Genomic DNA, 24,379 nt, shown 5'->3' on the forward strand with positions numbered 1-24,379 from the left:
AAGGACAAATCTAACTTGGGATACCCTCGAAATGTCCTTCATCCAAGCTATAAATGAAACAGAACCATTTTTACACTTTAAAGAATACATTCACTCTCCACTATTTCAATTAACTCCTTCAATTGCTCTATACTTTGATTTAACGAAAGTGAATAGTAACGCTGGGTTCCTTTTTGTTCTATTTTCACGAGCTGTTGTTCGCGCATAATTTTTAAATGATGAGAAATTGCTGGTCGCGATAAGCTGGAATGTTCAGCAATTTCATTTACACTTAACGGTTCTCGTTCTGCCAGCAAAAGAATAATATCCTGCCTTGCCGGGTCACTTAACGTGTTAAATAACGGAATACACGCCCTAAAAACATCAATCGCTTGTTTTGTCATAACTCCAAGAGCCCCCTTACTTTTCACCAGCGACATACATCGCAATTTTTGCTCCCAGGCTCCTTGGCAAAAACTTTGCTGCGAGTGCACCAGCTTTATTTAATCCACCCGTTATTATCACACGTTTCCCGTGCATCATTGCCTGGTAACCTTGTTGAGCTACTATTTTTGAGGACATGGCCCGACTGAACATTTTTGTTCCTTCCACACTAGCAACAGAACCAAAATTGGTCTTTGTTGCACCAGGGCATAGAGTTGTAACCGTGACATTGCTTCCTTTTAACTCTTCCACAAGTGCTTCTGAAAAGGAAAGAACAAATGCCTTTGTCGCGTAATAGACAGCCATTAATGGACCCGGCTGAAATGCAGCTGTACTTGCGACATTCAGGATTCTTGCCTTATTCCTTTGTTTTAAGCTTGGCAGAAAATAATAGGTTAATTCTGTTAATGCCGTGATGTTTAGTTGAATCATCTCTGATTGCATTTGAAGGTCAAGATCATCAAAGTTCCCCATTAATCCAAAGCCAGCGTTGTTAATCAAAGCATCAATATGAATTCCCTTTTTTTCAACTTCTTGAAAAACTTCATTAGCCGCTTCAGGTACACTTAAGTCTTTAGTAATGATCGTAACTTCTATATGGGTAAAGGTATGTTTGATTTCTTCTAATTTTTGTTGATTTCTGGCAACTAGAACAAGATTGTAGCCATCAGCAGCAAACAGTTTCACGAACTCATATCCTAAACCGCTTGTCGCTCCAGTAATTAATGCAGTCCTTTTCACTCACTCGTTCCTCCAAATTGGTTAATTTTATTTAGGAAATAGAAAATTCTCGTTTAAATATTTAAATGTTTAAACGTTTAAACATATAATAATTAAATTTTTTCTCAATGTCAATTTCATTGAGAGAAAGATCACAAATTATTTTCATTCCTATTTAAATGCTCAATAAATAATTTGGAAAGCATCGACAGTGTTTTATTTTTGTTATAAACCAGATAAAAATATCTTTCATCATCGAAGCCATCTATTTCATGCATTTTAAGTAATTGTTTTTTGGCATATTCTTTAGCGGCTATTTCTGAAATAATGGCAATGCCAATGTCAGCCATTACAAACTGAATTAATGTCTGACCGCTTTCTGTATAGACAATGATGTTCATTTGTTCTTTAGAGATTTTATTTTTTTTTAATAATTGCTCGAGAATGGCATGTGTTCCTGATCCGGAATTTCTCATAATAAATGGATATTTCAAAAGCTCCTGAATTGTCACCGGTTCGTTTATCACTGTGTTATTTGAGGTAATAAGGGCAAGTTTTTCTTTTACCAACGGAACAAAACAAAGTTTATCATTTTCAAACTTTTCACCCAATAATCCGAGATCAACAGTACCATTTAATACCTTCTCCATTACGCCCTTTGAAGAAGATTGTTCAATAGGAAAAATGGCATTCGGGTATTGATTCCGAAAATTCTTGATCATTGTAGGAAGCATAAATTGACCCGGAACCGAACTTGCCGCAATTCGAATCATTCCCCGCAATTCATTCATTCCCTCTTTTAAATCAAGTATGGCTTCATCTTTTAATTGAAGCAGTTTTAATGCCCATTGATATAAACGACTTCCATAAGGCGTAAGAATGACTTCCCGCCCGACACGGTCAAACAGTTTCATTTTCAATGATTTTTCTAATGCTTGAATATGCGCACTTACCGTGGATTGACTCAAGAATATATCCACTGCTGCCTTGGAAAAACTTTTATGCTCTACCACTTTTGAAAAAACAAATAGCTGGTGTAAATCCATTCGATTATCCCCTTTATGCTGCATTTGCTTTATAGTCAAACAACATACAGACTTTAACGCGTTTACATCTAATTGAACGATAAATATTCATTGATATAATAGATAAATTGAATTGATCTAATGATACCATTTTTCTAAAATGAAAATAAAATATTTTATGATGATTGGAATCCCAAGTATCCAATATTACGATATATATTAATCTATCTTATCGATTATTTGAATTGCGATACAAGCCAAACTAACGTTATAGTAGTGAATAAATGAAGCTTTCAAAATGCCCTGGATCTTTCCGGGTTTTTTTGTATGCCTGCATTTTTGGACAATTTCATAAGGACATTTCTCTTGCTATTGACAACAAGAGCAGGCCCCCATGGCCTTTGCAAAAAAGGAGGAGATAAATTAATGAATCTTTATCAAAAAATCTTCAAGGAGTATTGGAATCCCTACATAGCCATCAGTATTGCTGGTCTGGTTAGTGCATTGTACTTTGGAATTACAGGTACAGTTTGGGCAGTTACGGGGGAATTCACCAGACTCGGCGGACATATCTTACAATGGTTCGGTGTAGATGTGTCGCAATGGGCATATTTTCAACTGGTGGGAATCGAAGGGACTCCCATTAGCCGGACCGATGGCTGGATTGTCATTGGAATGCTCGTTGGGGCACTCATTACGATTTTACTAAGCAACAGTTTTAAAATCCGCATCCCCCGACAAAAAAGGCGTATAGTCCAAGGTTTTATTGGCGGGATCATCGCGGGGTTTGGCGCACGCCTTGCCCTTGGATGCAACTTGGCGGCCTTTTTTACGGGCGTGCCTCAGTTCTCGTTCCATTCCTGGATTTTTATGTTGACCACTGCAATTGGAACCTACTTTGGCGTCAAGGTTGTAAATACAAAATGGTGGCGTGGAAAACCTACCATGATGAAAGGGTCGATGAGCCCGGTTGTCAACCAGCATGTCCAAAAACATAATGTTCAGCCTGTGATCGGCCTCATTTTTGCCTGTATATATCTTGCGCTTGTTCTTTACTTTTTCGCAACTGGCAAATCACTTTTGGCGGTTGCCTGTATAGCAGGAGCCTTGTTCGGGATTCTTATCGAACGCGGACAAATTTGTTTCACTTCTGCTTTTCGTGACTTATGGGTCAGCGGTCGGGCTGTAATGTCAAAAGCGATTGCCGTTGGGATGATGATCAGTGTGATTATAACCTTTATTTATATTCAAAACGGCTCTGTCGCCCTTATCAAAATGGCCGCTCCTAGCACGGCAATCGGCGGACTCCTATTCGGGTTTGGTATCGTTCTTGCCGGCGGCTGTGAAACTGGCATGATGTACCGGGCAATGGAAGGTCAATTGTTATTTTGGGTGGTTGGTGCAGGTAATATTGTCGGTGCTACAGTTCTTGCCTATAGCTGGGACCATCTCGGCATCTACCATGCACTTGTAGAGAATTGGCCAAAAGTGAACTTAATCGAACAATGGGGGCCAATGGGAGCTTTATTTGGAACACTGGCCATGCTGGCTGCCTGGTTCTTCCTATCTAATTGGTGGCAAAAGCGATTCCGTTATGGAAAGGGAATCCAATATCAAAAAACAGAGCGGGTTTCACACGTTACAAAGGAGGCTTAATACATGTCCCAGGTGATGGATGTCAACTACACTCTAGATATTCGCGGCGAGCCATGACCGTACCCTGTCATTTTTGCGCTGGATGCGCTAAAAACCATGAAAATCGGGGAAGTCTTACAGGTCATCGCAGATTGTCCGCAATCCTTCCGAAGTGTTCCGGAAGAAGCTGTCAAACATGGATACCAGCTCCTGACAGAACCGAAAAAGGTTGGGCAGGATATTTATTTTTACATTAAAGTAGTAAAATAGCAGACTGTTTACAAAAGCGACCTCTTCTTTTAAAAAGTAACGTTGGCAGACACGAAAAAAGTCTGCCAACGTTACTTATTTTTATAATTAAGAAACGACACCGAAGCTATTACACCATGGAATAGAAAAGGTAGTTATTTCCTAATTAAATATGCTAACATAGTGTTATTAAATCAATGAGGTGAAGAAATTGAAAAACAAAGTCATTTTACTCTCTTCGGATCAGCTTGGCAAAGGAGAACCAGAACTAGGCGAAGGGATATTAGAAACCTTCTTTACGATTCTCAAGCAAAAGGAAGAACTGCCTGCGGCTGTTTTTTGCATGAACCGTGGCGTGTTTACATTAACGGAAAACTCGCTTGTTTCTCTCCAATTAAAAGAACTGGAAGAAAAGGGTGTTGACGTTCTGGCTTGTAAAACATGTGTAGACTTCTATGAAGTAAATGAAAAGCTTGCAGCTGGAAAAATCAGCGGGATGGACCATTTTATTGAGTTAGCCTCAAAATATGAGGTCATTACTTTATCTTGATTTTGAAGAGGTTTTCAATAAAGTATCTGTCATTTATTTAATAAAATCTAACAATGATGAGATTCAACAATCGAGCGCTTTAATGCAACAAGATAAGACTACTAATACAACATACTTTTTATACAGCAGCCATAATTTAAGGCATATCAAAACTGCACCTACAATTATTAGACCAAAAATTGAGGTGCAGTTCATTACCTTTGACTCATTCCTCTAGCCATTAAGCTTTTTAATAAACACAACTTTAAGGTAGTTCCCTTCCCTAAATTGCTTAATGGATCTAAAATCTTGAGGTAAGGAAAATTCCTCTTCTATCCGATATTTCCTGTTACTTTCCTTAAATGCAGCATCAATAAACCCTTTGAATTTTTTCATGTCAAACGCAGCACAATTTGTTGAAGCGACAATTACCCCATTATTCTCTGTAATCGCGATCGCTTCTTTCAGGAGATTTTTATAATCCTTTTCTGCACTGAAGGTGAATTTTTTAGACCTTGCAAAACTAGGAGGATCAAGGATTACCATATCAAAGGTTAGCTTCTTCTTACCAGCATATTTAAAATAGTGAAAAACATCTTCCACAATAATATCATGGGTTTCATAATCAATTCCGTTCACACTGAACTGCTCAATCGTCTTCGGTAAACTACGATTAGCCAAGTCAACACTCGTTGTTTTTGCAGCACCACCGATTGCCGCAAAAATAGAAAATGCCCCGGTATACGAAAAGGTATTTAATACAGTCTTTTCTTTTGCGTACTTATCACGAATCGTTCTCCTCACATCGCGCTGATCAAGAAAAACCCCAACCATCGCTTCTTCGTTTAAATAGACAGCAAAATTAACCCCATTTTCTTTGACAATAATAGGAAACTGTCCTCTTTCTCCATCCATAAATCCGTCTTCTTCAATATATTTTCCCTCAATATTAAAACGCTTCTTCTGGTAAATTGCTTTATATTCCACTAGATTCTTAAGTGTTGCAAGCACATGGTCTTTATACGTATAAATCCCTCTACTGTACCAATTGATTAAGTAATAACCATCGAAATAATCGATGGTTAAGCCGCCGATTCCATCACCTTCTGCATTAAATACACGAAAGGCAGTCGTTTCCTGATCTTTAAAAAACGATTTTCTTTTGTCTAATGCAGCCCTAATCTTTCTTTCAAAAAACAATTGGTCAATCTTTTCATCCTTATTATGAGTAAGCACCCAGCCATACCCTTTGTTTTGCTTACCGTAATAACCTTTTCCTATAAATGTATGTTCTTCATCAACAAGGTTAATCAACATACCCTCTTCTAATAAATCAGATGCGTTATTAATCACTTGTTTCGATATAAGGGGATACCCTTCCTTATATTTGTTAACGAACGATGCCTTCACCTTTACACTAACTTCTGATTTCATTATCTTCATCCTTACATTAAGTTACATTCTATTGTTACATATGTAGTCATAATTTAAAAGAAAACTTGTCAAAACCTTCTCCCCAATACAGAAAAAGAAGCCCCAAAGGTCGGTGCTTCCTTTCTGAACTTTATCTTTGATATCCATTCACAAAATCGGTGATTGTTACCATTTCGTCCTCTGTAAGTTCCCTCTTTACGTATTTCTCATATTCTTCTTGAATTTTCTGTTGTTCCCCGCAATAAGTATCGGTGATTCTTGCAATGGTTCTCAGCATGGTAACTTCCTGATTAAATTCCTCTTTTGAAATCGGTTTCCAATGGGAAAGGACATATGTATCTGCATCAAATGTTTCTAATCTATCTAAAAGTTGAAGTGTTTTCTGAATTGTATAGTTTTCTTTTTCCGAAAAAATATCGGGATAAATACAGTCACCTAAAAATAAAATCTTTTCTTCTTTGATATACACAATGACAGAATCTGAGGCGTGATCACCTCCAACTCGCTGTACTATGCAGGCTACTCCTCCAAGGTCTATCTCCACTTGATTTTCAAAAACTACATCAGGTAGGACAATGGTGATATCTCGGTGGTCAGTGTATTCCTGCTTAATCGCCCTTGCACAAAATTCAATCTCTGTTCCTTCTTTCACCCTTGCATCGATTGCCTCATCCGACCATGAAAGATGAATGAATTTCTCCATTTCCTCTTTTGTTTCTTTAGAGGAAATAGATACTGAATTTGTTAATGCCGCAAGTCCAAATATATGATCCCAATGCCAATGGGTAAGGACCACCAAATCAGGATTTGGGACTTGCCTTTTTGAAAGTTCTGCCAAAAAGTATTGGGCATGGTTTTCGGAGTTACCTGCATCAATCATCAATGTCTTGTGATCCCCAACCACCATCCCAAGAATGGGCCTGTCCGTCTCAGAAATGGGAGTGATATACCAAAAACGCTTACCTATTTTCTCAATTGAATGCATAACTGCTTTCCCCCTTTGATTACTTGTATTTATGATTATTTTCCAATTTATTTTTCCTTTTTACTTGATGAAGTGCTCCAAAAGAAATTATCTTTTTTTCACAATAACAGAATGATAGCTGTTAAATAATTTTAATGATAAATTTTTTGTGAATTCTTGTGCCTCATGAATAAAAGCAGTTAGGACTGGACTAATGTATTCTAATGAACGGATCTCTAGACCTAGGTTTTGGTACACATGAGGAGATAAGTATGAAGGAGTGACCTTCGGCAAGGTTGAGGGAATCGCCAACTCCGGAAGTATTGTATATCCAACCCCTTCTTGAACCATTGCAATAATGGTTGCTATGTCACTGACTTCAAAATGAATGTTGGGTGTTATTCCTTGTTCCTTAAAGACTGCACGAAGTAAACGATCACATTCCTTTGGCATGATCAGAGGTTCACTACCGATTTCTTTTAAGAATATGGAAGATTGATTTCCCAAAAGATGTTGCTCCGGAACAATTATAACCATTTTATCCTGTAATAAGGGAATAAATTCAAATTCATGCTTTTCCTCTGTGACCACGCCGACATCAATTACCGACAATTTAATCCAATTTTTTACTTCTTCATAATTTCCTTCATATAGAGTGACATCTACACCGGGAAACCGTTTTTTAAAGGAACTGATCATTCCTGGTAATAGTTTCGTTGACATACCTGAAATACTTCCGATTTTTATCGTTCCTGCTTCAACGGCTGCCATTCCACTTGCTTCGTTTACAATTTTTGTTTTAATCGTTAGCAAGTCCTTTATCAAGCTCGTGATACGCTCTCCAATTTCTGTAACGCTAATCCCATTCCTGTGTCGGTTTAATAATTTTATATTTAACTCGGATTCCAAGGCTGCTATTGCTTGACTGACGGCAGATTGGGATAGGCCGATTTGCTCCCCGGCTTTTGTAAAACTTTTCGTTTCAACTACCTTTAAGAAAACTTCTAATTGAAATATGGTCATAGATTCCCTCTTTTTTATCCATTAGTTTTTACTTATTTAATAAATTAAAAGTATTAATTTTACTTATATTATAACTCATCATATACTACAAGCAAGAAAATATGAAAGGTGAGGAAATTTCATGAGTATCTTATATGCAAAGGGGCAAAGAATTCTGAAGGAAATCCAAACAAGTAAATCAGTGCTGATTGATTGCTGGGCTCCATGGTGTCCTCCTTGCAGAATGATTGGAGCCGTTTTGGAAGAAATTGACGAGGAATTGGAATTAAAAATAGTAAAAGTGAATTCCGATGAAAATGAGGAGTTTATAAGTCAGTTTGAGGTACTAGGAATTCCGACATTATTGTTTTTTCAAGATGGTAAGCTGGTGAAGCGGATAACAGGTTTTCAACCTAAAGAAATGCTGATGGAATCCTTAAAAAAATACGGTTTGGTTGACTAGGAAGTTTTTTCCACAAGTCTTCTTATTAAACCTTGACATGGTACATCCTAAGGCTGCTTTTAGCAGCAGAAAAATGCCAGGCACCATCCAATTTTTGGGTGCCTAGCATTATTTTATACGGTTAGATCCATAAAAAGAATTCTAAGCTTTATAATATAGCGGAAGCGAAGCCGCTTATGTTAATCCAAATACTGTCTTAAACCAGCTCTGGTCTCATTAAACTATTGCTCATTATTCCTGTTTTGCTGTTGTATCGTTACTTTTTTGGGCGGATTTGGATAGTTTCCCTTTCCTGCATCATCTGGACCCGTAAGGTCGTTTCTTTGGTCCAGTACTTTACCTGTATACTCAATCGGATTGTTCTTAGTCATGGTTTCACCTCATTTAAATAGATTAAAAAATACACTTTTAGGATTCGTTTTTATCCCCTTGAATATTTATACTCTTTATAGATTCTCGAGAATATTCCTTATGACCCTAAACTTCAAATACCCTCTTTTTTCCGCACTTTCAGGTTTCACCGCTCGGTTTAGACATGAATAAGCTAATAAAAAAAGTTGATCATTCATGAAAAAATCAACTACCAGAGGGTGATGCCTTATTAGACATTTTGAAGGAAAATGGGTATGGGGGGAACAGAAATTGAAGGTTTACCGGGTAAAAGGCACGGATAATAAAGTAGAATTATTAGAAATAACGAATGATGGGATTGTGAAGGTTAAAAATTTAGCAACCAATGAGATCATTGAAATTTCAGAACAAGCCTTTGAAATCGCATTTGAACCAACAGAATATAAATTTATTGCTTCTGTAAGTCCAAAGGCACAAGTGCAAAAACAAGAAATTACACTAGCGGATATTGATTTGATGATCGAAAACGCACAAATAGAAATCGTTGAGCTTTTTGGCAAATGTACAATGGTTGCGGTTCAGCTGGCAAATGGTTTTGTCCTTACAGAATCAACTACGAGCCAAGATGCAGCACATTACAATAAAGACGCAGATATCCAGATTTGTTTAGAACGGATCAAACAAAGAATTTCGGAATTAGAAGGCTACAAATACCAATAATAATAAGTGGGGCTAGTGATGTGAAAATCACTGGCCCTTTTAGTTGACTGTTATTTTAATTTTAATTAGTTGAAAAGACCTCTAAGTGGATGGTCTTTTTTTAGTTAAATTGGATGGTTATCATTCCATCCGGTTGCGATATGATTTAATTATAAAAAAGTAGAACTCTAACGAAAGTAAATTTTAAGAGGTGCAGCATGAATATATTGATAGGTTTGGTTATCTTTATTTTAATTATTTCTGCCGTTTTGACATTATTCATAACCGGAAAACCCGATGAAGACTACAGTAAATCCACAAAAAGAAATACAACAAACTTAACCTTAATTTATGTAGTCATTATTTTAATCGCGCTGATTTCACTAGGAATCTATATTTGGTTAACATTATAATGCAAGGTCCCCTGCTTAATTAAATAGATTAACGGAGTTGATGAAAGATGACATGGGCTGTGATTTCGATTGTTCTCGTCAGTATTTTGAAAATTTTAATGACCTGTCTTCCAACCGGTCCAGTGGAATGGCTGATCAATAAATTTCAAATTCATACAAAACTTACCAACATGAATGTCACCGTTACCTTTGACGGGAAACTACTTGAGGGTGAAAACAAAATAGGAGTACTTCAATCATTTAATGAGTCTACCTTTTTAAAGAAGCACTATATTTATCCAGGAACAGAGGAATTATATTTACACCCAGAGAACATTGAACCCCCCTTCGTCATTGAAACTAAAGAAGGTAAAAAAGATGTAAGGTTATTTGTCTACTGTTCCAAACATAATGTAGAGGTAGTCAAACAGTACAAGAAAAAGGTAGTAGCCTATCAACTACTTTCAAAAAGCCTTCAAAAATGGTCTTTTTCTGCATAACGAGATTAAGTAAAGGCGGTCTATTAAATGACCGCCTTTTCTAATTCTTATCATTTTGTAACAGCATTCAAAGCATCAGCAAATCTTTTGATTCCTTCATGGATATTTTCTTCTTTTTCCCTTGAAAAAGTAAATCGAACAAATCCCTTCTCTGAGCCCATTGTCAAGCCGGGGACATAGATGACTCCTCTTTTAATGGATTCCTCCAACAATTGATTTTCATTCACTTCCTTTTTTATCCTGCACCAAATATGAATTCCACCGTTAGGAACGTAAAATTCTACCTGATCTTTTAAAAAAGTCTGAAGGCTGTCGACAACTTGATCTCTTCTGATTTCTAACTGCTTCACTAAATTTTTTATATGAAATTCAAAATCACTGGAATCTAAAAAGTCATTAGCGATCCATTGCGTATAACTTGCATGTCCATAATCAACCTGCTGCTTAGCATCTGATAACCGTTCAATCACTGCCCTAGGACCGATAATCCAACCAATCCTCAGACCTGAAGCAACAATTTTCGTTAATGAGCTAATATATAATACATTTCCGTTCCGGTCTAATGATTTAAGTGTCTGCATCTTTTCCCCTGTAAAAGAGGTTAAACTGTACGGATCATCCTCTACAATCGGAATTCCATATTCGGAGGATATCTCCAAGACCTTTTTTCTTCTTTCCTCCGACATTAATGTACCTGTGGGATTTTGATAAATAGGATTCATAAAAATCATTCGGATTCGATGTTTTTTATACAATGTGGTTATATCGTTTGGGTTTATCCCTTCATTATCCATTTTTAAAGAATAGGTTTTGATTCCGGCTGATTTAAAAACAGGCAGATTATAATGATAGGAAGGATTTGCAATCGCAACGGCGTCTCCAGGTTTTAATAAACATTGGACGACAAGATGCAAAGCTTGCTGTGCCCCTGATGTAATTATGATCGATGATGGGTTCGTTTCTATACTTCGAAACTGTTTCACATGATTCGTTAGCGTATGCCGGAGTATGGCATTCCCCTGGGGATGGTCATATCCCAAGGTTCCGATAAACGATCGGTTAGAAGTAATCTCTCTTAGGGAGGTCATTGGAAAAAGATCCTGAGACAATTCCCCACTGGCTAAGTTAATCAGATTTTGCTCGACCATTTCTTTATGTATTCGTTGAGTGACAGGTAAATTAGGTAAAAACGATCCTGCCTCAATATACCGGTTCCAACTTGGAATCCGTTTCTTGGTCATCCCCCAAATATCTTTGCTGACCGTTGTTCCACTGCCTCTATTCCGATCAATTAGACCATTGGCTTCCAATTCGTCATAGGCAGCAATAACCGTGCTTCTGTTGATTTTAAGCTCTTTCGCTAAACCTCTTTCAGAAGGCAGTGGTTTATCAGGAGGAAAAGTTCCATCTGCAATCCCGTTTTCAATATAGACAGCAAGTTGTTTATAAATTGGTATTTTCGATTCTCGATCCGGTTTCCAATCCATTTGTTACATCCTTTATTTCAATTTACTCTTTAAAACTATTGTATACTTTTTCAAGGTTTTAAAATAGCATTTGAAATAAGAAACAAGGGTCAGTGTTTGTGATCACTGACCCTGTATAATTTGATATCCCTTTACAATCAGCCAAAGGATAAAAAGGCTCCAAATGCTGATGATAAGTGAACCAGCTACCCAATTTTTTGGCTTTCCGTTTTTCAGCATTTCTTCTGCTTTCAGTTCACAATCAGAAATTACATTTATAGGAATCATCTTTAAGGCAAGCATAATTCCTAATGGGACAATAATGATATCATCCAGGTAGCCAAGGATTGGTATAAAATCGGGGATTAAATCAATGGGACTGAAGGCATAGGCAACAACACCAGCCGTAAACGTTTTGGCATACCAAGGAACTCTTTTATCTTTGCATGCAAAGTAAAGAATAAATATTTTTCGTTTCAAATTTTTTGCCCAAGTTTTTATTTTACCCATGTTTTTCTCCTTAAAAAATGAACAATTTCTCATATAGTATGCGAATTTTAGTCTATCCGTTAGTATTGACCACTCCTGACATAGTTCAACTGAATTTTATACCCTAGCAAAGCATGGCCTCCAAGTGTCTTTATATTCAAAGATTCCCATTTCGATTGTTTTTCTAACCTGTATTCCAAAATCCACCTTAAGAGATCCTTTTCTGAACAGTTTTTTTCGGTTAATTTCTCCTAATAAAATACAATAAAATTATCCAATATTCCCACCTAATATTAACATTAATTCTTCCCCATTTTCACCCACCGCCATGAACGTTTCATTAAGTGCATCGAGATTCCAAATAACAGCAATGCATCAATTGTGTGCAGCGCCCGCAGGTATCCGGAAAAAGTTTGAATCGTCATATGCTGTAAGGATGTAAGAACAAAAAGACTTAAAGGCAGCCAGGGGAGGCCCCCACGTATTCGTCCGAAAAATGATAAAAGAAATAAGAGTAACGCGATCGCCTCAAAATAATTGGCGAATACTCGATGTAGCTGCCAAACACTAGAATTCACAAACAGGCCCAATCCTGCGAAAAATACTTGAAGGATTACACAAATAAAATAAACAGCAGCCAGTCCTCCATATAGAAATCTTACTGTGCGGATCCTGGTAGATCCTTGAATTACCACTTCATTTTGCACTTTTCTTTTTTTATTTTCCACTTCTCTTTTCTCCTCTCATTTTTACGCAAGTTTCATCTCTTTCTATTTTCGCTGTCCCCATGGCTTAAAAACGGATATCACGAACATCGAAACAAGTGAAATGACTTGTAGGATGATTCCACACCAGAGCTGCCATTTATTCACTGTAAAAGCTGGATCGAAAAAGATATTTATTCCATCCTTGGTGGTGAGCGTGATTGCTTTTAACGTAAAACTATACATCGCAATGGGACCCAAAAAAATCGATAGGAGTGTCAACCCTTCCTTTACGATAATCCAGTAAAATTTGAACAATCCCCATTGCGTCAGCACCGATAGTAATATTCCAGTTACTACGGCGCCAATTGTTGAAGCACGAACGGATGTCTTCGCAAGCACATGCATACTGGAATAACATGCTTTCAACACATTTACATCGTTTGTATTTGCGGCCGTTATACTTAGAATCAGAAAAACAATAGAAACTCCTAACATAATGGCCGAAAACATTAAATGAAGAATCAACAGCCATTTTCTCTTGGTCAGGCTTAATCTTCGCATTCTATGGATCTCCCTTCTAAATCTATTTCCATTAATAATGTTACGCTTTGGGTATAAAAGGACTCTAAAGCAAATCTAAAAAAAGTATAAAAAATAGAAAGGATTCAGCAGTAAAATCTTAATAAATAGGGAAAAAAATCTTAGAAAAGAAGTGAAAATGTTAATACGCCCTTTCAATAATGACGAAATTATTATATTATTATATTATTTTAGAAAAACAACAACATTAAATATTTCGAAGGAGCAATTTGTATGCAACAAAAAATACCATTTTCAACGTATGCTGTCATTGGTACGATGTTATTCGGACTATTCTTTGGTGCGGGTAATTTGATCTTCCCCATCCAGATGGGACAGCTTGCTGGTACAAACTTTTGGCCGGCATTGATTGGATTTTTAATCACAGCTATCGGTCTTCCCTTTATGGGGATCCTAGCAATTGGTCTATCTGGAAGCAATGGCTTGCGAGATTTAGCTAATCGCGTACACCCATTATTTGGAGTCGTTTTCGCAATGGCTTTATACTTAACAATTGGACCGTTTTTCGCTATTCCACGTACAGCAACGGTACCTTTTGTTGTCGGGTTTGAACCATATATTAATCCAGAGCACACCAGTTTATATCTCGGACTCTTTAGCTTTTTATTTTTTGCAATTGTCTATTATTTTTCTTTGAATCCAGCAAAAATTATGGACTATATTGGCAAATATTTAACACCTGCGTTTTTAGTGTTTTTATTCGTATTAATTATCATTGCCATCGTCAAGCCAATGGGTCACTTTAGTAAACCGGCAGGCGACTATAGCGGACTTGCTTTTATAACAGGCTTTAAAGAGGGCTATAACACTATGGATGCCCTTGCCTCCCTCGCATTCGGTATTGTTGTCATCAATGCAATTAAGGGACAAGGCATTACGGATCCAAAATCAATTGCAAAAGCAACGTGGAAATCAGGCATTTTTGCGATGGGACTAATGATGCTCATCTACGGACTCATTACCTACATGGGATCATCGAGTGTATCAGCGATAGGGAAATTCGATAATGGTGGTCTGATATTTGCTGCGGTCTCTCAATACTATTTTGGATCATTCGGAAACATTTTACTGGCAATTATTATTGTACTCGCTTGTTTAAAAACAAGTATCGGACTGATTACATCATGCAGTGAATTTTTCCATGAAGTATTTCCAAAAGTAAGCTATAAATGGTTTGTGGCAATCCTTTGCCTTGTATCGTTTACGATTGCTAATTTCGGCTTAACTAATATCATTCAATTTGCAGTTCCAGTATTAATGTTCTTGTACCCGCTAGCCATTGTTCTTATCTTATTAGCACTATTATCACCATTATTTGGTAATAAAAGAAGCGTTTATGCAGTAACGATGCTCCTAACATTTTTTGTAAGTATCTTCGATGGCTACAGCACATTAGTCAGCAGCTTACCGGGAGCTACAATTGCTTTATTCGAATCGATTAAATCGTTTTATGTAAATTATTTACCGCTCTATGATATTGGTCTTGGATGGATCTTACCAGCAGTTGTTGGTGCCATTGTCGGCTATTTATGGCCAACACGTTTAAAAAAAATTGAAATACGATAACTAGAAAAGGGCTATCAAATCTTTGCAATTTGATAGCCCTTTTCTAATCTTTATTATTTTTGTACTGAAAACCTTTCCCTTTTTCCAGGCAATTAAACATTAAATCTATAACCAACACCCCAAATTGTCTCGATATATTGCGGTTTAGATGGATGGAGTTCGATTTTTTCACGTAATTTTCCAATATAAACCGTAACAGTGGCAGTATCCCCCATCGAATCAAGTCCCCAGATTTTTTCAAATAACTCCTCTTTGCTGAACACCTGGTTTGGATGTTGGGCCAAAAATAGCAGTAAATCATATTCTTTCGACGTAAATGAGATTTCTTTTTCATTAACGAACACCTTTCGAGATAACTGATCTATTCGAATGCCACGTATTTGGATTTCATTCTTTTGTCTCGTCTGGTTATCTGTGATCAATCGGTCATATCTTGATAGATGAGCTTTCACTCTGGCAACTAACTCCCCTACACTGAATGGTTTCGTCATATAATCGTCTGCGCCATGTCCAAGTCCGCGGATTTTATCAATTTCTTCTTTTTTGGCGGAAACGATTAGAATCGGGATATTCTTCACTTGACGGATTCTTCTGCAAATTTCCAAGCCGTCCGTATGGGGAAGCATGAGGTCAAGAATGATTAAATCATACTTCGTTTCAAGAGCCATATTGAGACCAATATCGCCACTTGTAGCGATATCCACTTTGAACCCACTAGTTTCTAAATAATCTTTTTCTACCTCCACAATCACCGGATCATCCTCGATGATTAAGATCCGTTTCACTTGTGTTCACCCTCCTTTGTGGTTTTTAGCATTGTAAAATAAATGCTAGTCCCTTCACCTATTTGGCTTTCTGCCCAAACACTTCCCCCCTGCCCTTCAATCATCTGTTTGACAATCGCTAGTCCTAGTCCGGTTCCTCCTGTGTTTAAATTCCTTGATGGGTCTGCTCGGTAAAAACGATCAAAAATATGAAGAAGCGCCTCGCTATCAATTCCCGGCCCATTATCCTGAATGCGTACAAGTGCTTTGTCACCATCTTCGAGTAATGATATCCAAATTTCCTTTTGTTCCTTATCCATATATTTTAAGCTGTTATCGATAATATTCATCAAAACCCGATACAGCTTTTCGCGGTCAGCTATCACTGGAATGGGATTGCTACTGTCAGAATAGATTATTCCGATTTTCTCCATTCTTGGGTCAATGCGTAATTCTTCCACCCAATCCCGCAAATAAGCATTTATGTCCATTGATTCCAAATGAAACGGCAGCCGTTTCAAATCCAGTTTGGAATACAGCATCAATTCATCAATTAATTGGTCCATATCTTCTGCCTTTTTTGCGATCATATTGATATATTTTTCCTGTTTTCGTGCAGAATCGGCGATTCCGTCCTGTATGCCTTGAACACAAGCCTTAATCCCGGTAATCGGGGTTTTTAGGTCATGCGAAATATTGGAAATTAGTTCTTTCCGGTTTTCTTCATATTGGACTTGAAGCTGGATTGAATCGCTTAACCGGTTACGCATTTCTTCAAACGAAGCTGCCAATTCTCCAATTTCATCCTTTCGTTTCACCTTCAACTCATAGTGTAGATTACCTTCCTTTATTTGCTCAGCAGCCCGTTTTAAGGTATACAAAGGTTTAATAAAACTACGGGAAACGATAAAGGTAAGAAAACCATTGGTTAGCCCGATAACGAAAAGCAGGGACAAGATAAGCAATGGGAAAAATTTTCTTGCTTCGTTGAAAAAGGGGTTTAAATCAGAAATTAGGTATACAGTGCCGTTTGAGTGATTGCTAAACTTGATATTGTATTTTTCCACTGAATACCGACTTCTTCCCCAACGTTCTTGTCCTTTACTCGATGACAGCTCTTGAAGAGACTGCTTAAGGTTAAGTCTGTCAACAAATGGAGAAGAGAAGATAACTTGATTATTTGCCATGACAACCAGACCTGAATGCAATATGTTCGTTCTTTTATCTGTATTTATTAGAAAATCGCTGTTAGTAAATCTGTCAGGATCAGTATGTGCCATAAATTTCACACCAGCAATCAGGTCGCGACGTTGATTTGCCATTTCCCAAAATACGGGCATTCGCCTCCCACCACCGGTTCCTGCCATATCTTTATAAAAAGCTGAAAACAGCGTTGTTGCAATGAACCCAAACATGATGATGGGAATAAAGGTCATAGCAAGGTAAGAAAGCAATAATCTCGTTTTAATGGACATAAAAATCTCCTTAAAGTCGGTTTATTTATAACCAATTAATCCTTTTAAATTTAGTTTATAACTTTAACTTCATCATACCCAACATATCTAAACCACCTCTAAAACAAATCTAAAAAAAGTATAAATATTGGGGTCAGACCCCTTTTATTGTTACCATACAAAATTTGAATTTAGAAACTGTCTATAAAATTCAAAAAGGTCCCTCAAAAGGGACCTTTAAATTTCGTGAGATTACTATTGTTTTTGAGGTACTATAAAGCTTATGCATCAGTCAAGGTGGCGGTACCTTGTTGATGTTTTTATGAATAGCCCCCCCTCTGGCTTATTCAAAAGGAAAATTCAAAAAATTCCCCTACTTTCTAACCTTTTTTGAAAGGTGCCCTTCCAATTTTACTTTTTTTACATATTTTGTTATTAGCTGGTGAAAGGGGGTTCGATAGTATGTCTGATGGTGTAGGTGGAGGCGCATTTGCCTTAATCGTTGTCTTGTTTATCCTGCTAATCATTGTAGGGGCAGCTTACATGGGTGGCGGATTTTATTAAAAAAGTGAATTCCAATTTCTAATGAAAAGGGGGACTCCCTATGTGCTTCGGTGGATACGGTTACGGCTATGGATATGGCGGCTATGGCGGCGGTAGTTTTGTTTTAATCGTTGTTTTGTTCATTCTTTTAATCATTGTTGGAGCAGCTTGTTTTTATTAATTTGATTAAGACCCTAAAATTAGAGGTTTTAAGAAGGAAAAAGCCTCAAAAAGGCTTTTTTCCATTTATATAAATTCTACAAATGAAAAGCATTAAAAATCGGACTGGTGACCTCTTTTTTTAAAAAAATAATCCTCGTTCCTTTTCCTATTAATACAACATTGGAAACCCTTTCTTACCATGATTTACTCCCTCTCTCAACAAAATATTTATCCTAAAAATTAAAAAAATATGTTATATTCAAGTAAATCAAAATTTGAGGTGAGTTCATAATGAAACTACAAACAAAACGTGCCTATAATTTTAATGCTGGTCCCTCTGCCTTACCGATTGCCGTCCTGGAAAAAGCACAGCAGGAATTAATTGATTTCCGCGGAACAGGAATGTCTGTGATGGAGCTTAGCCACCGCAGCAAAGCGTATGAAGTTGTACATAATCAGGCAATTAGCAATTTAAGAGAATTGCTATCTATTCCTGAAAACTATGAAGTCCTTTTCCTTCAAGGTGGAGCGAGTCTTCAGTTTTCGATGATTCCAATGAATTTTTTACAGCAGGGAAAACAAGCGGCCTATGTGATGACAGGATCTTGGTCTGAAAAAGCATTCAAAGAGACCGCACTCTTCGGGGAGGCATATCAAGCTGCATCTACGAAAGAGGACAAGTACCGCAGCATTCCTAAGCTTGATGAATTGCAGTATAAACAGGATGATGCCTATGTGCACATTACTTCCAACAATACGATTTACGGTACAGAATGGAAGGAATACCCAAACACTGGAGACGTTCCGTTGATTGCCGATATGTCGAGTGATATTCTTTCTAGACCAATTGATGTTAGCAAATTTGCACTTATTTACGCTGGTGCTCAGAAGAATCTCGGTCCATCAGGTGTAACCGTTGTGATTATTCGCAAAGATTTCCTTGAACAAGCGAACAGCAATATCCCAACAATGCTGAAGTACAGCACGCACTCTAAAAACAATTCATTGTATAACACACCACCAACCTTTGGTATTTATATGCTTGGCGAAGTTCTTAATTGGGCTCGAGAGCTGGGTGGAATAGAGGCGATTGCTGAGCTTAATGAGAAAAAAGCAAAACTCATTTATGATGCAATCGATTCAAGTGAAGGTTACTACATCGGCCATGCTGAAAAGGATAGCCGTTCATTGATGAACATCACCTTCAACTTAAAAGATGAAGAATTAGAAAAGAAATTCTTAGAACAAGCAAAACAAGAAGGCTTTGTTGGAGTAAACGGTCACCGTTCTATTGGCGGCTGCCGCGTTTCTACTTACAATGCAGTTCCGTATGAGGCTTGTCAGGCATTTAGCCAGTTTATGGTGAAGTTTCAGAAAGAAAATAACTAAAAATAAAAAAGAGACTGCTTAATCTATTTGCAGTCTCTTTTTACATTTCAACCCTTATCCAAAATAAGGCGGAGCAGTTCAAATAATAAAAAGTTAAAAAAGATCCAGACACCGCCATATACATACCCTCCCATAATGTCGCTTGGTAGTATATTTGAAGTTACGATGTTCGCAATGGTTATGAACATTAATAATATAAGCCCCAAAAATGGTACAACTATGGTTATTACATTCGTTTTCGAATGACGGACCAATAAAAAGATACATGTTCCATAGATGATGATCAAAATCATCGCATTTAGATCTGGAAAATTACCTGAATGAAATTTCCCTACGAACCCAAATGATTGAAGGTAAAAAAAGACCTTCATGAGCATATCATGAAATGTTTTTGACCCGGCGATTGTAACTAGTAATAAAAGATACTCTAATCCCCTATTTCGTCCTTTCCTCCAAATCCTAATAACCGTGATCGTTATGATTGCACCAAGAAGATATGGTGATTGTAATACTAGAAATCCCACCATCCATCCTAAATACACCGCAGATTTAACCAGATATTCCGTTACATCATTGAATTCTGTAAAATCATTAGCCAAATAGTCTTGTGCAATGCCCAACATTAAGATGATCATTCCAATAAAAGCGAGGGTAAGAAAAATAAGAAAGATTTCAGTTGCCCGAATTGTTTTAAAACGGAAGATTAACCATTTTACGAAACGAATGAAAAAGTCTTTAATTTGATTTTTATAAAATCGATACACAAAATACCCTGCTAACAATAGGGCAAAAATAATAATGAAAATGACAAAATATTTACTAGCTGCATGATGGAAAACCTGCCAGCGAGGCCCTAATACCTTTCCAAGTGTAATAAAGCAAAATCCCCAAAGGAACGAACCAATATAAGCTGAAATAAAAAATTTTCGGAACGGCATTTTTGAAATACCTGAAATATACCCGGTGAAATGTCGAATTCCCGGTATGAAATAAGCAATGATCAACAATTTACTTCCGGAACGTTCAAACCAGGCAGCTGTTTTTCTATAACGTTCAGGTCCTAGATGAATATATTTCCCGTATCTTTCGATAAGTTTATCTCCCCCTGCCCTCCCAATCCAATACGTAACTGTAATACCTGCACCACCTGCTAAAAAAACGGTCAGGAGTGCCAAAATGTAATTCATTTTCCCCTGAAAAACAAAGTACCCTGCATAGCTCATTAAAAATTCCCCAGATATAGGGAGAGCCATGAGTTCTAGAAAAATCCCGATAAATAGAATCAGATAACTGTGTTGTTCAAATAAAGTGATTAAATGTGACATAGAAATGCCTCCAAATTTTAAGAGAAACGAACTAAATTAAACAAACTCGAATTTAGCTCTAACCACACTGTAACATGAAAAATGTATACAATTTTCATCTTTATGAATTATTAATTCTTTATTAAGTGAATGTACAAGTTCATTTTATATACTTAGGATGCCCGATTATGGAGATCAAGAAACTTTTTTAAAAAAATAGAAAAAAACAGATATAGTTGCCAAAAAATTGGGTTGTATTCAAAAATTTGGGTAGGTAAAACCATGAAAAGATTAGTAGAGGCAACCATGCAAAGAGCCGTTCTTATGATTGTGTGTGTTGTCATTATTTTGGCTTGGGGAGGTATTTCTGCATTCCAAATGCAACGTGATTATTTACCCGGAATCAACAACACTACTCTATCGGTCAGTATGAGAGTACCTGGGTATCAGGCTGCTCAAGTAAAACAACAAGTGACAGATAATCTAGCAAGTGCCGTTAAAACAGTAGACGGGTTATCCAATGTGGAAAGCACATCTTATGACGGTGGATTATTTATGAGCTTGTATTTTCCGATGAATACTGACATGAAACAAGCCGAGGATCAAGTAAATAAAGCATTGGCAAATGCCGATCTTCCACAAACAATTACTACTACACCTTCGGTCACACGATTAACAACCAGCTCATTCCCAATTTTGACTTACAGCATAACAAGTTCAAAATTAGATGAACCAACTCTTCGCTCAACAGCACAAATGGAAATTGTTAAACAATTAAAATCTGTTCCTGGTGTTGCAGATGTTTCTGTATTTGGTGGAGCAAAAGATGGTTATGTATTAACCGTTCGGATGAAAGACCTAGTGAAAAATGGATTAACATTAGACGACGTGAATAAATCATTTTCATTGGCTGTTCCATCCATGCCGCAGGGGAATATTGTAAACAACCAATTATCAATACCTGTAACGTTTGATGGAATACAATTAACTCCAAAGCAAATGGAAAATGCAACGATTACAAATAAAGCGGGAAAAGCAATTCCTGTTTCTGCATTTGGGACCGTAACACATTCCTTAAATGACTTAAAAACTGTCTCTAGAACAAATGGAACACCAAGTGTTACGTTAAATGTAATCAAAACACCCTCAGCCAACATCACAGATGTTGCCGATCAGGTAAAGGACCGTGTTTCACATCTTCACTTGGATACGATCAATCCAAAAGATGTTTCATTCCAGGTTTTGCTTGACCGTGAAAAAGAATTAAACAGCTCATTATTTGGACTCATACGAGAAGGTTTGCTTTGCTGCTTGTTCTCGATGATCTGTGTGTTCTTTTTCTTCCGGAATGTAAGATCGACTTTATTAATTGCGATTTCATTGCCAATTTCATTACTGGCAACAACCGCCATTTTAAAAACAATGGGAATTACTTTAAATATCTTAACGGTTTCTGGCTTAATCGTAGCTATGGGACGGATTGTCGATGACTCCATTGTTATTTTGGACAACATGTATCGAAAACGCGAAGAATCGAAAGATAAATCTCTGCTTTCCATTCTTGGTTCAGCCGTAACTGAAATGATCCCTGCAATTCTGGGTTCTACCTTAACAACAATTGCGGTTTACATCCCAATCGCCTTTGTCGGCGGTGTAATCAGCGCTTCCTATAGCGGGTTTGCTTGGTCCGTTGTCATTGCTCTAATCATTTCCTTCTTTGTAGCAATGCTTGTGATCCCTGCTCTTGCTTTCATGGGATGGAAAGGTGGAAACGGTGCAAAACAAACGGTCAAACTTGATCATGTAATGAAGCCGGTATTACACTCAGCGTTTAAGCATAGAAAAGCGATGATTACTGTTTCCATTTTAGTTTTTTTAGGTGCAGGCATCTATTCCGCTTTTCTACCCATAAGTTTATTACCAAGCGGGAAAATTGGACAAATTGCCATTAAAGCAGAATTGCCAAAAGGAAGCACCTTAATTCAAGTCGATTCTGAAGTCCAAAAAATTGAAAAAACGTTAAAAACAGATCCAAAGGTTGCTGCGTATTCAGCCAATTTTGGTTCTACGATGACACCGCAAAGCGATGATGTATTTGACCAAGGCGGCGGTTTTATTACCTATCCTAATGTCGCTAACCTTTCTGTTGTATTGAAAAATGACAAGGATGCGGATTTGGTTATTCAAGATTTACAAAAACAACTTCCAACACTCTCTAAAAATGTGATATATACCGTTACAAGCCAGAACATCTCCGGTGATGATTCACAAATGCGGATTCTCTTTACCGGTTCAGACCAAGCAACATTGGATAAAGTAGCACAAGAAGCTAGAACAAACTTATCAAAAATTACTAACTTAAGTGTTGATGGAAAAGTCGATCTAACAAACGGTTCGCCTAAATACAAAGTGGTATTTGATCAAAAAGCGATTCATGATAATGGTGTAAAGGTTACTGACATTTTAGCTGTGATTAATCGCTATATGTCTCAATCCAAGGATGCAACGATTTCGGTTAATCATATGGCATTCCCTGTGGATCAATATTTAGACCAAATTGCATCAGGACCAAATTCTGTGATCACGCTAAATGCTTCAGCGGATGATGTTTTGGCTTCACTCGCAGCTGAAACATTGCCTGGAACAAATGGGAAAAACGTCCGATTTGATCAATTCGCTAAAATTGAAAAAGATCTATCACCATCTACGATTAGTGAAAGAGATGGTCAGCCATTCTCCCTTGTCACAGCACAGATCACATCAAATGATATTAGTAAAGTTTCAAATCAAGCGGACAAAGCTTTAAGCAGCTTGAAATTACCAAGCGGTGTATCGTATTCATTAGGCGGAATTTCCGAACAAGTGAAACAAATGATTTTTGATATGTCGATTGCCGTTGCCTTTTCCATTTTATTAGTCTTACTGATTACTTCTTCTATTTTCAAAGGCTGGAGAGCACCACTTGCTGTTTTATTAAGTATTTCCACTTGCTTTAAGCGGTGTAGTGATCGCGTTGATTTTATTCCACGGAGAGTGGAACTTAGCCGCATTGATTGGTGTACTGATGCTTACTGGTATAGTGGTTACAAACGGAATTGTATTAATTGATAAAATCGAGAGAAATCAGAAAGAAGGTATGTCTGTTAAAGAGGCAGTAGTAAACGGTAGTCTTTCAAGGATTCGACCAATCTTAATGACAGCAGCTGCAACGATACTTACGTTGTTTACCACTTGCCTTTTCTCATAATGCAGATACGGTCATTTCGCAAACACTCGGAATTGTGGTGATTGGCGGTATGATTACATCAACCATCAACAGCTTTATCATCATCCCGATTATTTACGAATGGCTGCATAAAAAATCGGCAAAAAACAATATTGATACGTCCAATCAACGTAATATCAGTTAATGGAGAAAATCAAGATACAAAAAGCATTGACAATCCCGTCAGTGCTTTTGTTTTTTTTGTGAATTGTAATTTTCCATTAGGGAAAATTACATGTGTATGTAAACATATAAAATAAATATTCTTGAACGTTGTGGAGGAA

27 protein-coding genes are annotated in these 24,379 nt (G+C 37.2%); 13 read left to right on the top strand and 14 right to left on the bottom strand.

The genetic code is table 11. The features are described from left to right. Positions 1–77: 77 nt before the first annotated feature. From ACFQZ9_RS28235 to ACFQZ9_RS28245, 3 genes are all read right to left on the bottom strand, one after another. Positions 78–383 carry an ArsR/SmtB family transcription factor gene (locus tag ACFQZ9_RS28235; protein WP_498946675.1) on the bottom strand — a complete coding sequence of 102 codons (306 nt, stop codon included), beginning with the start codon at positions 381–383 and terminating at the stop codon, positions 78–80. 16 nt (positions 384–399) lie between these two features. Beyond that, entirely contained in the window at positions 400–1,164 is a 765-nt protein-coding gene (locus ACFQZ9_RS28240) for an SDR family NAD(P)-dependent oxidoreductase (RefSeq protein ID WP_498946676.1), read from the bottom strand. A 131-nt stretch (positions 1,165–1,295) separates the two neighbouring features. Next, positions 1,296–2,189 (bottom strand): LysR family transcriptional regulator, encoded by an 894-nt coding sequence (locus tag ACFQZ9_RS28245; protein WP_498946677.1) that lies wholly within the window; start codon positions 2,187–2,189, stop codon positions 1,296–1,298. Positions 2,190–2,594: 405 nt separating this feature from the next. On the opposite strand from ACFQZ9_RS28245, the gene yedE reads away from it, so the two are divergent. The 3 genes from yedE to ACFQZ9_RS28260 all read left to right on the top strand — a co-directional run bounded on the left by yedE (position 2,595) and on the right by ACFQZ9_RS28260 (position 4,602). Then, complete coding sequence (gene yedE / locus ACFQZ9_RS28250; RefSeq protein WP_498946678.1) at positions 2,595–3,824, top strand: selenium metabolism membrane protein YedE/FdhT; 1,230 nt, start codon at positions 2,595–2,597, stop codon at positions 3,822–3,824. Positions 3,825–3,893: 69 nt separating this feature from the next. After that, positions 3,894–4,073, top strand: a complete 180-nt coding sequence (locus tag ACFQZ9_RS28255) for a sulfurtransferase TusA family protein (RefSeq protein ID WP_498946756.1) — start codon at positions 3,894–3,896, stop codon at positions 4,071–4,073. 190 nt (positions 4,074–4,263) lie between these two features. After that, a complete protein-coding gene (locus tag ACFQZ9_RS28260) occupies positions 4,264–4,602 on the top strand; it encodes a DsrE family protein (protein ID WP_198311853.1) in 339 nt (112 codons plus the stop codon). Positions 4,603–4,815: 213 nt separating this feature from the next. Here ACFQZ9_RS28260 and ACFQZ9_RS28265 read toward each other — a convergent pair whose 3' ends face one another. The 3 genes from ACFQZ9_RS28265 to ACFQZ9_RS28275 all read right to left on the bottom strand — a co-directional run bounded on the left by ACFQZ9_RS28265 (position 4,816) and on the right by ACFQZ9_RS28275 (position 8,002). Then, a complete protein-coding gene (locus ACFQZ9_RS28265) occupies positions 4,816–6,015 on the bottom strand; it encodes a class I SAM-dependent rRNA methyltransferase (protein ID WP_498946679.1) in 1,200 nt (399 codons plus the stop codon). Positions 6,016–6,145: 130 nt separating this feature from the next. After that, entirely contained in the window at positions 6,146–7,000 is an 855-nt protein-coding gene (locus tag ACFQZ9_RS28270; protein WP_498946680.1) for an MBL fold metallo-hydrolase, read from the bottom strand. A gap of 87 nt (positions 7,001–7,087) precedes the next feature. Further along, the gene (locus ACFQZ9_RS28275; protein ID WP_498946681.1) at positions 7,088–8,002 is read right to left on the bottom strand and encodes a LysR family transcriptional regulator; all 915 of its coding nucleotides are present in this window, start codon (positions 8,000–8,002) and stop codon (positions 7,088–7,090) included. Between the two features lie 121 nt (positions 8,003–8,123). Here ACFQZ9_RS28275 and ACFQZ9_RS28280 point away from each other — a divergent pair, with 121 nt between their 5' ends. Beyond that, complete coding sequence (locus ACFQZ9_RS28280) at positions 8,124–8,444, top strand: thioredoxin family protein (protein ID WP_498946682.1); 321 nt, start codon at positions 8,124–8,126, stop codon at positions 8,442–8,444. A 221-nt stretch (positions 8,445–8,665) separates the two neighbouring features. Here the strand turns inward: ACFQZ9_RS28280 and ACFQZ9_RS28285 are convergent, their stop codons facing one another. Then, positions 8,666–8,815, bottom strand: coding sequence for a hypothetical protein (locus ACFQZ9_RS28285; protein ID WP_198311858.1), 150 nt, complete (start codon positions 8,813–8,815; stop codon positions 8,666–8,668). Between the two features lie 271 nt (positions 8,816–9,086). Between ACFQZ9_RS28285 and ACFQZ9_RS28290 the strand changes: the two genes are divergently transcribed. The 3 genes from ACFQZ9_RS28290 to ACFQZ9_RS28300 all read left to right on the top strand — a co-directional run bounded on the left by ACFQZ9_RS28290 (position 9,087) and on the right by ACFQZ9_RS28300 (position 10,386). Next, on the top strand, positions 9,087–9,515 hold the full coding sequence (locus ACFQZ9_RS28290) for a Gp49 family protein (RefSeq protein WP_498946683.1): 429 nt from the start codon (positions 9,087–9,089) through the stop codon (positions 9,513–9,515). Positions 9,516–9,712: 197 nt separating this feature from the next. After that, entirely contained in the window at positions 9,713–9,907 is a 195-nt protein-coding gene (locus ACFQZ9_RS28295) for a hypothetical protein (protein ID WP_198311860.1), read from the top strand. A 47-nt stretch (positions 9,908–9,954) separates the two neighbouring features. Next, positions 9,955–10,386 carry a YfmQ family protein gene (locus tag ACFQZ9_RS28300; RefSeq protein WP_498946684.1) on the top strand — a complete coding sequence of 144 codons (432 nt, stop codon included), beginning with the start codon at positions 9,955–9,957 and terminating at the stop codon, positions 10,384–10,386. 50 nt (positions 10,387–10,436) lie between these two features. On the opposite strand, the gene pdxR is transcribed toward ACFQZ9_RS28300, so the two are convergent. The 4 genes from pdxR to ACFQZ9_RS28320 all read right to left on the bottom strand — a co-directional run bounded on the left by pdxR (position 10,437) and on the right by ACFQZ9_RS28320 (position 13,609). Then, on the bottom strand, positions 10,437–11,873 hold the full coding sequence (gene pdxR / locus ACFQZ9_RS28305) for an aminotransferase-like domain-containing protein (RefSeq protein WP_498946685.1): 1,437 nt from the start codon (positions 11,871–11,873) through the stop codon (positions 10,437–10,439). Between the two features lie 102 nt (positions 11,874–11,975). Then, a complete protein-coding gene (locus ACFQZ9_RS28310) occupies positions 11,976–12,362 on the bottom strand; it encodes a YkvA family protein (RefSeq protein ID WP_198311863.1) in 387 nt (128 codons plus the stop codon). 278 nt (positions 12,363–12,640) lie between these two features. Then, positions 12,641–13,069, bottom strand: a complete 429-nt coding sequence (locus ACFQZ9_RS28315) for a DUF6220 domain-containing protein (protein WP_498946686.1) — start codon at positions 13,067–13,069, stop codon at positions 12,641–12,643. Between the two features lie 42 nt (positions 13,070–13,111). Further along, the gene (locus tag ACFQZ9_RS28320) at positions 13,112–13,609 is read right to left on the bottom strand and encodes a hypothetical protein (RefSeq protein ID WP_498946687.1); all 498 of its coding nucleotides are present in this window, start codon (positions 13,607–13,609) and stop codon (positions 13,112–13,114) included. Positions 13,610–13,861: 252 nt separating this feature from the next. On the opposite strand from ACFQZ9_RS28320, the gene brnQ reads away from it, so the two are divergent. After that, complete coding sequence (gene brnQ, locus ACFQZ9_RS28325; protein ID WP_498946688.1) at positions 13,862–15,214, top strand: branched-chain amino acid transport system II carrier protein; 1,353 nt, start codon at positions 13,862–13,864, stop codon at positions 15,212–15,214. Positions 15,215–15,306: 92 nt separating this feature from the next. On the opposite strand, the gene ACFQZ9_RS28330 is transcribed toward brnQ, so the two are convergent. After that, positions 15,307–15,999, bottom strand: a complete 693-nt coding sequence (locus ACFQZ9_RS28330) for a response regulator transcription factor (protein ID WP_498946689.1) — start codon at positions 15,997–15,999, stop codon at positions 15,307–15,309. Continuing rightward, entirely contained in the window at positions 15,996–17,453 is a 1,458-nt protein-coding gene (locus ACFQZ9_RS28335) for a sensor histidine kinase (protein WP_498946690.1), read from the bottom strand. Before ACFQZ9_RS28335 ends, ACFQZ9_RS28330 begins: the two co-directional genes overlap by 4 nt. A 441-nt stretch (positions 17,454–17,894) precedes the next feature. Here ACFQZ9_RS28335 and ACFQZ9_RS28340 point away from each other — a divergent pair, with 441 nt between their 5' ends. The 3 genes from ACFQZ9_RS28340 to serC all read left to right on the top strand — a co-directional run bounded on the left by ACFQZ9_RS28340 (position 17,895) and on the right by serC (position 19,526). Beyond that, entirely contained in the window at positions 17,895–17,996 is a 102-nt protein-coding gene (locus ACFQZ9_RS28340; protein ID WP_198311869.1) for a YjcZ family sporulation protein, read from the top strand. A gap of 40 nt (positions 17,997–18,036) precedes the next feature. Next, positions 18,037–18,156, top strand: coding sequence for a YjcZ family sporulation protein (locus ACFQZ9_RS28345; protein WP_327836079.1), 120 nt, complete (start codon positions 18,037–18,039; stop codon positions 18,154–18,156). Between the two features lie 272 nt (positions 18,157–18,428). After that, positions 18,429–19,526 carry a 3-phosphoserine/phosphohydroxythreonine transaminase gene (gene serC, locus ACFQZ9_RS28350; RefSeq protein WP_498946691.1) on the top strand — a complete coding sequence of 366 codons (1,098 nt, stop codon included), beginning with the start codon at positions 18,429–18,431 and terminating at the stop codon, positions 19,524–19,526. Between the two features lie 47 nt (positions 19,527–19,573). Here the strand turns inward: serC and ACFQZ9_RS28355 are convergent, their stop codons facing one another. After that, positions 19,574–20,851 carry a DedA family protein gene (locus ACFQZ9_RS28355; protein WP_498946692.1) on the bottom strand — a complete coding sequence of 426 codons (1,278 nt, stop codon included), beginning with the start codon at positions 20,849–20,851 and terminating at the stop codon, positions 19,574–19,576. Between the two features lie 261 nt (positions 20,852–21,112). Here ACFQZ9_RS28355 and ACFQZ9_RS28360 point away from each other — a divergent pair, with 261 nt between their 5' ends. Together ACFQZ9_RS28360 and ACFQZ9_RS28365 are read left to right on the top strand one after the other, a co-directional pair. After that, complete coding sequence (locus ACFQZ9_RS28360) at positions 21,113–23,938, top strand: efflux RND transporter permease subunit (RefSeq protein WP_498946693.1); 2,826 nt, start codon at positions 21,113–21,115, stop codon at positions 23,936–23,938. After that, entirely contained in the window at positions 23,835–24,077 is a 243-nt protein-coding gene (locus ACFQZ9_RS28365; RefSeq protein ID WP_498946695.1) for an efflux RND transporter permease subunit, read from the top strand. Before ACFQZ9_RS28360 ends, ACFQZ9_RS28365 begins: the two co-directional genes overlap by 104 nt. The last annotated feature ends 302 nt before the right edge of the window (positions 24,078–24,379 follow it).

Origin of the sequence: Neobacillus sp. GCM10027624 (genome assembly GCF_042675345.1) — a bacterium.
Classification (GTDB): domain Bacteria; phylum Bacillota; class Bacilli; order Bacillales; family Cytobacillaceae; genus Neobacillus; species Neobacillus cucumis_D.